We start from the raw sequence: 9,039 nt of genomic DNA on the forward strand, positions 1-9,039 counted from the left end.
TTTTCATAATTTTGAAGATTAGATGAAACTTAGTTTTATTTAGTTACGGCCTTCCAAACTTGTCGGTCAAACAGGGTTTGGGAGGCTATTTTTTTTGTATATGTTCTATGTCATAGGCAGTAGAGATCTATTAGTTGGTATCGCTGTTTGGTGAGCAAAATTAGGTTGCCGTATGGACATACCTCAGCTAGCTCACTTTTATGGCTCCTCCCCTAGCCTGTCAACAATGCTATGTTATAGCACAGCTGATGCAGCAAAGGGATGGCCTTAAATGATGTTAGGCTGCTTTGTCGTTATTTGGCCGGATGCCAAAAAATGTGTGGATCGTGGATTATGGGATAAAAGGATTTTCGAGTTCCGGAAAAAAGGGTACAACACAAATCCCATAATTATGCAAAACCTATATTGGATTCTTGGGCTTTTTGGTAAAGAGAATGTCGTACACGGTAAGGGCCAACATGCTTGGATGTTGCCCTCTGCGGTACCCCATTGGTGTACAAAAACCCTGTTCCATAACGCTCCTGGCCTTTTGGTTTTGCCATGCTCCTAAAAAAGCAACGCTAAGAATACAGTGAGTAAGGGCCAGAAAATATAAAAGGCGCGGAACTCAACTTATTGCGCTAGCGGTACTGGTTACCTTGGAACAATAAGAGAGCCCACGCCTAGGTCGTGAGCAATCTGCTTATCATCTCGTTCCAATTGAAAATTACCAGTTTTCCAGCGCGAGCTTCAAAGCGAATGCCTCTAATGCTAATTCAAAAGAAGTATCGCAAATATATGTTAACGAAACAAACATAATAAAAATTATTTAGTCTGCCAAATGGCTTACTCTTTATTCTTTGTTTATGCCAAAATTGCATTATGTCCGGACTTTCGAAAAAAGATATAGTACTAGCAAATAAAATTGCCGACAGAATAAAAATGTTACGAATCCAATATATTGGGGAAAAACAGACAGATTTTGCCTATAAGTATAATATAGATAAGCAAGATATAAGTCGCTGGGAAAGCCATGTGTCAAAAGATGTTACCACGGGGAAAGTAAAGGGTAGAGGTATAACTATATATACAGTAAAAAGGTTTTGTGATTTAATAGGTATAACATTATTTGATTTTTTTGATCATGAACTATTTGAAAATTAATTAAGCCTCTTTGTTTTCCTGGCCTAATAATTGACCTTCAATACCAAAATACCTAAAATATTCTACTTTTAAACAGTTCGGTTTTAAGTGAAGCTTACACGATATACAGCGTGATACAGATTCAAACACGGTACTATATGAAGATAAGATATCTGGTTTAATTCCATTTGACCAAAGACCAGCAGGAAGACGATTGATTAAGGATATCGAGAACGGAAAAATTAATTATGTAATCATTCATTCAATCTATTGCCAGGGTGGAACGTTGTTGAAATGCAGAAACAATTAAACTGGTCTATCAAAAAGGGTGTGCAAATCTTTGCTGAAAATATTAGGATGGAATTACTTAATGATGATGGTTCAATAAATAGTATTGCAAAAATAATTATTGACCTACTTGGATCCATAGCAGGTTTGGAAATTGAAGCAATCAAGGAAAGACAAAATCAGGATATTAAAATCGCTAAGGCTAAAGGTGTTTACAAAGGTCGTAAGGTAGTTGCTGTAATGGCTGATGAAGAACCTAACTCGTCATAAAGACATCGTAGAACTCCTTAATGACGGTCTATCGATGAATAAAGTATCAAAGTATACCAAAAAGGCTTTTGTTACTGTGAAGAAAGTAAAATTGAGAATGCAAGAGGTGGTTAAAAAGGATTTTGAATAGTAGATAGATCCATGCATTTCTTCTTACAAATTATTTCTATCTTAGTCAACCCAAAGGATAACAGATATAGAATAGTTTTAAACTAATCTGCATTTTCAAATATTAAGTTATCAGATAATTTACATGGCTGTTGGGCTCAATTAAAATGAAAACATCTAAAGAAGAATTAAGGAACCTATACCAGAGGTCATTGTCTTCTGGCTTAACTACAATTGAGCAATCATTCAATAATATTAAAGACTCCTTTACTTCTTGGAAATTACAAAAACATGATGACTATTTCGAAATGACGTCTTTCGACTCAGGTATTCCTAGTTTCAGAAAAATCTCCTATAGTAAAAAAGACTATTCCTCTCTTCTCACAATTGACGGAAAAAAACACAGTGATATTCCTACATTTAATGAATATTTAAACATTGTTAAAACCGACAAATACTTAAGAAATTATTATGAATTAGATGAAAAAGCAGAGCTATCTGATGATTCAGAAAGATTTTTTGTTTCGCTATATTCACATTATTATCTCAGCCAATTTATTGAAAGATATATTCACTTAAACAAAGAGACTTTTTCATTTAACCAGAACCTTTTCGATGAACTTTTTGAAAAATGGTATAAATCTATTTATGAAAATCCATTAGAAATCGAAGTGCAAATTCCTTTAATTTTTTTGGATTTCGAAATCGAGGATATTCAATTAGATGAGAATATCTTTATAACTAAAATACCCGAGGCCTTTCAGTTGGCAAGGAATACCCAGACTTCTTACACAGACTCATCAAATCCTATTGTTGCTGGTGGTGCCACTCACTCTTTAGTACTCAAGAAGTGGACTATTCCAAATGACCATTACGATTCGCGAAGACATTCTCTTTATGATATCAATTCTTATGAAGCGGTTTTGGTTGTCGTAAATGACTTTTTATGTGCTCTAAGAATATCAACAGGGTTTGAAACTGGTACTAGTCAAATTCTAACTATACCTAAGGGTTGGGAAGATACCCCAAAGGCTGATCTTCCTGTTGTGTTTTTCTGTTCGGTTCGCAACTATCCAAGTCATTATGATGACTTTGGATGGCTCATTAATCCACCGAAAGTTAATACTGAAGAAATTGAACAAACAAAAATTATTTTCCAAAAAATCAGAACAACCCACAGAAACAACATTAGATTAGCAATTAATAGATTGAATACAGCATTCTTAAGAAGCAAAGAAGAAGACACCATTCTGGATACTACTATTGCTCTCGAAACCCTTTTAACCCATGACTCTAAAAGCGAAATAACTTATAGACTTTCGTCACGAATAGCAACTTTATGCCATATAGAACAATTCGAAAAATATGAGCAATGGGAAGTATTTAGTCTTTGTAAAAAGATTTATGCATTTAGGAGTGATGTTATTCACGGAAATACTAAAGGATTAAATAAATCGAGGAAAATAAAGTCAAAAGACGATAAGGAGATTCCAACAATTCGGCTTTCTATTTCACTTTTACGACATGTATTAAAGATATTGTTACTTCATCCTAAATATGCTGAACTTGAAATGATTGATAAATTCAAGTTTAAAAAAACTGAACCATGATAACAATTCAATATATTTAAAAATGGGAGTATATATTATTAAAGAATTAGATGTAGTATTTGAAAGAGCAAATCTAATAGGTAGAACGCCTGATTGGATATTGAATTACGAAATTAAGGCGGATAACACAATATTTTTAAATAGTAATTGCAAAATCAACGACACAGAGTTTCAGCATGTACATATCCCAAGAAAAATACATGATTATATTTATGGAGAGATATGTAAGTTAAAAGAATTAACCATGCCAAATATAGAGAATGGAGTATATATAACTATTATAGATTAATATTATTGGAATAAGATATATAAATGTTAAATATAGTATTGGTACAATAAAAAAATGAAATACGGTACTTATAAATTGTTCATAACGTAGTGAATTGAATAACTACTAAACACCGCTAAGTGTAAATATATTTACATCTTGAGCAACATTGGTATTTAATGTAACAAATAGATTACCAATGTTTATAAGTATAGGTCCAAATATTAGGGTAAAAAGTTAAATAACTATTATATTTGTATCGTAGTTAGAATACGAATAATAGTACTTGAAAAAATTACGATAACGCATTTAGATTAGAAAATAAAAAAAAGAGAGTGAAACTTTTTGAAATGCCCTAGAGAATTATTCCACATCTAAACTCTAGTCGATCAAAGGTTTCAACTCCCTTCATTAATAATGCACTCCAATGGGGTGCATTTCGCTTTGTAAAGATAGTGTTATATGGCCAACTTTTTTGGTAAAATACGCACTATTAACCACAAAGTTTTTAACACAGAATGTTGAAATGTTGGTTCGCAAGTGATATCCATTACCTTCGTAGTACAAAGCAAAAAGGAAAAATGCACAAAAGGTTTCATGAAAAATATATATCCAAAAAAAAATAAACCGAATAGTATGTTTTTATATACTTTTTGGTCTATTATGGTGCTAATTTACTAATTCGATTTTTCCTCCAATACTTTTACTATCATCTCAGCCTTAAATAACTCCTCCTTTAATTGCTTATTCTCCTTCTGCAGTTCATCCATTCTAGTATTATCCTCAATGATTTTTACGTCGTAAGGGGGATTCGGACTAGAATAAACAGAGTAGGCACTTATACCGATTGCAAGGAGTGCTACGATAATTGATATAATTGCCCAACTGCGTGCGGAATTAGATGATTTAACTGATTGCTGTAATTCTTGATAATCTAAATATTGTTTAGCTGCATTGCCTTTTAGAAAATAATTTTTACTTCTAAATGAACGGAAAAATTCATAATATTTTTTTAAACCTGGGTCCGTTATTTCTCCTATAACACCATATTTATTGTCCAAATAAAGATTCATCCCTTCATTGTAATCAGAATTGTTAAGGTTAACATTGTTGTGTGATTCAAAATTTTCATTGAACCATGACATAAAAGTAACCTCTGCCGAACTATTGAAAGAATAATCCAATTCTAATTGCAGTTTTTCCAATAAATCAAAATAAGTAATACCTTTCTTTTCATTTGCTAAACCGATCTCCATTGCTTTTATATATCTATTCATTTGATTAAATTTGGCTTTAACCAAAAATAGAAAATATTGACAGAATTTTTATAATAAACCAGCGCTGAATTAGGCGGTCTCGGTTTTGCGCTTACCCTGTTCCTTGTTATTGGTTTTAATCCTTTTTGCTTCTTACCAATTTAGGGATTTTTGGTCAATATATGCAAAGTGTTGGGCAGGAGCGGCATTTGAGACTGCCAATTGGCTAGTCGGCCAGCCAAGTTAAAGGATGGTACGGGCCCGCACATGGCGTTTGGACAGGTGACGCCCTCGCCAGCGGGGCAAAATTATGTCTTTCAACATTGATCAAGAAAAAAAACTCTTAAAGAGACTTATATCGATTGATTTTTGGACACTTTATGGACTTGAGCAACGTTTACTGGTGTTGTTCATAGTACTTTCCGTTCAGACCATCGTTATTTTATTCAGATTTTTATTGTTAATAACATTTTAAAAGCTATTTAAATAAAAAATGTATCAATGCATTATTTAAATTAATTTAGTCAAAAATTTATCTCAAATAATAAAAAGAGTATATAAGTATATGGGAAACAAAAAATCTTATAAAGATGATATCCTAAAAAGATTATTCGAGCCGAAACCTACTAAAATAGCAGAAACCTTGGAAGAACTATTTGTTAATAGACTGGAGAGTTTAGACATTCCAAAAACGACTGCTTTAAATATTATGGGGATGAGTGTTCGTACTTTAGATGGAATTCTTTCAGGTGAACAAAAAATGTTAGATTACACACAATTGATAAAATTGTCGAATTTTTTAGGTACTGATTTAGAACAGATAGCCACACTTTATTTACAAAAAGTAAATGAAGTTCACAATGTTGGTAATGATATAAATCGAACTAATGAAATGGTAGAGTTTATTAACGAGAAATTTAATTTGGCAGAACTGAAAAAAGTTGGCCTTATAAAGTCTTTGACAGATTACAATGACATTATTAAATCGATTTGCAATTACTTTGGTTTGAAGAATATTTTTGAATATTCAGAGCCAGATATTAATGTTGCTTTTAGTTCGGGCAAAAGAGCTAAACGAAATTGTAGTATTAAAAACTGGGTTTATTTAGCTGAGCAGTCTTGTATTGAATTAAGAAATCCAAACATTTATAGTCGTGATAAATTAATTGATTATTTTCCACAGATTAGATGGCAATCTATGGATGTTGAAAATGGTCTTGTGAATGTCATTAAACAATTATATCAGTTAGGAATAACCGTAGTTTTTATCCCTTCTTTTCCTTCTTTACATATTAGAGGTGCAACTTTTATGGTAAACGACAAACCTTGTATAGCATTGACTGACTATGTTGGATTCTATCCAACATTATGGTTCGCTTTAGTACACGAGCTCTATCACGTCTTATTTGATTGGGATGAAATACAGCTTTCAAATTACCATATTTCGCAAGAAGGTCAAAAAAGCCTGGATAGTGAATCTCAAAATGAAATTGAAGCCGATAATTTTGCCAGAGAATATCTTTTCTCAAAAGAAAAAACAAAAGAAGCAGGTTCGTTTATTAATAATCAAGAATTTATTAAACAATACGCATTATCCAACAATGTAGATCCAAGTTTTGTATATGTTTTCTATGCATTTGATGCTCCAAATACTGATAAATATGCCTGGGGAAGAGCTAAAAAATTAAATCCTAACATAGAAAAGTTAAAATCAAAATTAGAACATAATTTCTCAGATGATTTTACTTTCAGTGACCATATAAAGAAAATACGAAATAAAATATATAATTAGTAGTTATGAAAAATACCAAATTAAATCCTGAAGAATTAGAACAATTAAAAGTTTTACAGGAAAAGAAAAATCAGGACCTACTGAAAAGATTTATTATTGATCAAACTGAGTCAAAAGTAAAGAACAGGTTTTCCGATAAAGAATTAGATACTGAAAATGAAAAACGCAAACTACTATCGACAATAGATGATTTATGGAAAATAAAAAACATTGACAGTCGAATTTTAAGAAATCCAGCGGAATATAAGTCCATTTTTACACAAGATTATTACAAAGAAATGTTTCGATTGAACAATTGGGAATATAAAGGTATTATAGCTGAAAAGCCTTGGCAGGCTGGTCGATTCACTAATGAGATTATTTATTACAGATTTTCACATGAGGTTCTACCATTTTTAAGAATAGTTAATCCATTTGTAATAACTGGAACAAGAAAATATAAACACCATCAATACCTTACTCAAGGTGCAAGAAATGAATTGTCAATATTTATTTCTCAAGCAACCGAGATGATGAGTCAATTTGGTGATTGGGATAGTTTTAGGATAGAATATTGTAAAAAGTATAATGTACCTTATCAATTAAAATTCCAACTCTTATAAAGGGTTTTTTCTTTTTAGCAGCCTGTTCCTCCGCATTATGCACATCATGCACTTATAACCGAGGGAGCTTTTGAGGGGTCAAAATGCAACAGTATTTCCAAACGGCCTAAAAAGCCGCTTTTGCTGTCATTATTTCGAAGGATATGGGTTTTTAGCTGCTAAAGTACTGCTTGTGCTCCGGGTCCGCCAAAGGAGAAAAGGTTACCATTGTTAGGCAAAGTAATTTACATTGTTAATCTATCATTGTATCTAATCTGCATTTCTCTCAATAAATTCTCGTAAGTTAAAATATTTATTTCTTTGTGATTTGAAATTAACCATCTCCACTTTTCAGTCGAAATTTGTGGATTATTACCCACTATTAAATTTAACGTAGGTTCATAATAGTCAATTCCTTGCTTATGGAAATAATATTTCACCTTATCTTGTTGAAGGATTTTATGATAATTTTTGAGTTGTTCAATTGCATGTAAAACTTCTGAACGCATTACAGGAATATCTCTATAGGTGGTTGTCAATTTGATTGGACGTTTGATTTCGAACAATTCCCAATCATTAATAACAGAGTTTCTAAGAAATATATCTAATCTTCGCTTTTTCGAATTTATATCTAATTCTGGAAATTTCAACCATAGTTGAGTTTGTATTTGATTATATTTCTCGCCAAATATTTCTTTGTAATGTGTAGTTAGAAATTCCTCTAAAACAGATTCCCTATTATTATTGTTTATTAATTTTTCAAATTCGAAACATATGCTTCTCTTGGATGTTTTATTTACATAAACAGGTTCAAAAATATTCCCTTTTTTTGAAATACCACTTTGAATATTTTGTTCATAAGAATAATCATTAATGCTAATACCATCTCTAGAAAGAGAAATAACTAAACCATCATTCCATTTTTCAAAGAATGATGTGGAATAATCGATTGAGTGCTGTTTTTCTAAATCAAAAATAGAATCAAACCCTCCAAAACAAAAGTGTTGATTTAAATCAAAGTTATTCAAAAGTTTTTCGAATTTAGGAATCAAAAAGCTTTGATAAAATTCTTCATCAAACCCAACTAAATTTGTAACAAGATTTATTACGTTTAACTCACCTAAATTATTAGCTGGATTTAGATACTTTGATTTGACTATCTCTAATTGATTTTGCAACCCTTTATTCCACAAAAATGTTTTATCAATATCATTAGTTTTGAAATTGAGTAAATGATGAAATATATAAACAGCTTCATAAGAAACATAATTTTCGTACGAATGTGGTTCATTGTCACTAATTCTCCTGAAAAGCTCATTATTCCCGTAAGTTAGGGGTTTGAAATTACTTTCTGAATAAGTATTAACAAAATTACCTCGGAAGTACTCCTTAAAACTAAAAGGGTTTAATCTTCCAAGGATATTTTTTAATAGTTCTTCGTTCATTTTTTCAGCTTGCAGGTAACGGTCTTGTATATGGCTCGTAGCGTGCAAATTAGCGATAATTATTCGGTTGAGCACAAGCCAGATTTTTAAATTTACTACTTATTTTTTTATTGGAAAGTTGTCAAATTTAAAAATTTGGCGACTTTCCAAACTCGCCTTAACTTTGAATTAAGTAACTACAAAGCTATGAGTTATATACGTTGTTATGTAGCCTTCCCTAAAAATAGGACAGTATAAAATTCGAATTTATTAATTTTAAATTTTAACTGTCACATGAAGAAAAGCAAGTTTAGCGAAAG

The 9,039-nt window shown here is 31.5% G+C and carries 9 protein-coding genes; 7 read left to right on the plus strand and 2 right to left on the minus strand.

Annotation, left to right across the window (positions count from 1 at the left end; all coding sequences use genetic code 11):
- Positions 1 to 391: 391 nt before the first annotated feature.
- The 5 genes from MWU82_RS23590 to MWU82_RS23610 all read left to right on the plus strand — a co-directional run bounded on the left by MWU82_RS23590 (position 392) and on the right by MWU82_RS23610 (position 3,687).
- Entirely contained in the window at positions 392 to 550 is a 159-nt protein-coding gene (locus MWU82_RS23590) for a hypothetical protein (RefSeq protein WP_247098164.1), read from the plus strand.
- 311 nt (positions 551 to 861) lie between these two features.
- Complete coding sequence (locus MWU82_RS23595; RefSeq protein WP_247098165.1) at positions 862 to 1,143, plus strand: helix-turn-helix transcriptional regulator; 282 nt, start codon at positions 862 to 864, stop codon at positions 1,141 to 1,143.
- A gap of 273 nt (positions 1,144 to 1,416) precedes the next feature.
- Positions 1,417 to 1,680 carry a recombinase family protein gene (locus MWU82_RS23600; RefSeq protein ID WP_247098166.1) on the plus strand — a complete coding sequence of 88 codons (264 nt, stop codon included), beginning with the start codon at positions 1,417 to 1,419 and terminating at the stop codon, positions 1,678 to 1,680.
- A gap of 275 nt (positions 1,681 to 1,955) precedes the next feature.
- Complete coding sequence (locus MWU82_RS23605) at positions 1,956 to 3,398, plus strand: HEPN domain-containing protein (protein WP_247098167.1); 1,443 nt, start codon at positions 1,956 to 1,958, stop codon at positions 3,396 to 3,398.
- 22 nt (positions 3,399 to 3,420) lie between these two features.
- Positions 3,421 to 3,687 carry a hypothetical protein gene (locus tag MWU82_RS23610; RefSeq protein WP_247098168.1) on the plus strand — a complete coding sequence of 89 codons (267 nt, stop codon included), beginning with the start codon at positions 3,421 to 3,423 and terminating at the stop codon, positions 3,685 to 3,687.
- Positions 3,688 to 4,343: 656 nt separating this feature from the next.
- On the opposite strand, the gene MWU82_RS23615 is transcribed toward MWU82_RS23610, so the two are convergent.
- Positions 4,344 to 4,943 (minus strand): hypothetical protein, encoded by a 600-nt coding sequence (locus MWU82_RS23615; protein ID WP_247098169.1) that lies wholly within the window; start codon positions 4,941 to 4,943, stop codon positions 4,344 to 4,346.
- Between the two features lie 544 nt (positions 4,944 to 5,487).
- Between MWU82_RS23615 and MWU82_RS23620 the strand changes: the two genes are divergently transcribed.
- Both MWU82_RS23620 and MWU82_RS23625 read left to right on the plus strand, forming a co-directional pair.
- Entirely contained in the window at positions 5,488 to 6,714 is a 1,227-nt protein-coding gene (locus MWU82_RS23620; RefSeq protein WP_247098170.1) for an ImmA/IrrE family metallo-endopeptidase, read from the plus strand.
- Between the two features lie 5 nt (positions 6,715 to 6,719).
- A complete protein-coding gene (locus MWU82_RS23625; RefSeq protein ID WP_247098171.1) occupies positions 6,720 to 7,316 on the plus strand; it encodes a P63C domain-containing protein in 597 nt (198 codons plus the stop codon).
- A 224-nt stretch (positions 7,317 to 7,540) separates the two neighbouring features.
- Here MWU82_RS23625 and MWU82_RS23630 read toward each other — a convergent pair whose 3' ends face one another.
- On the minus strand, positions 7,541 to 8,740 hold the full coding sequence (locus MWU82_RS23630; RefSeq protein ID WP_247098172.1) for a DUF4263 domain-containing protein: 1,200 nt from the start codon (positions 8,738 to 8,740) through the stop codon (positions 7,541 to 7,543).
- Positions 8,741 to 9,039: the final 299 nt, after the last annotated feature.

Origin of the sequence: Arenibacter sp. S6351L, from assembly GCF_023016025.1 — a bacterium.
In the GTDB taxonomy this organism is placed as follows: domain Bacteria; phylum Bacteroidota; class Bacteroidia; order Flavobacteriales; family Flavobacteriaceae; genus Arenibacter; species Arenibacter algicola_B.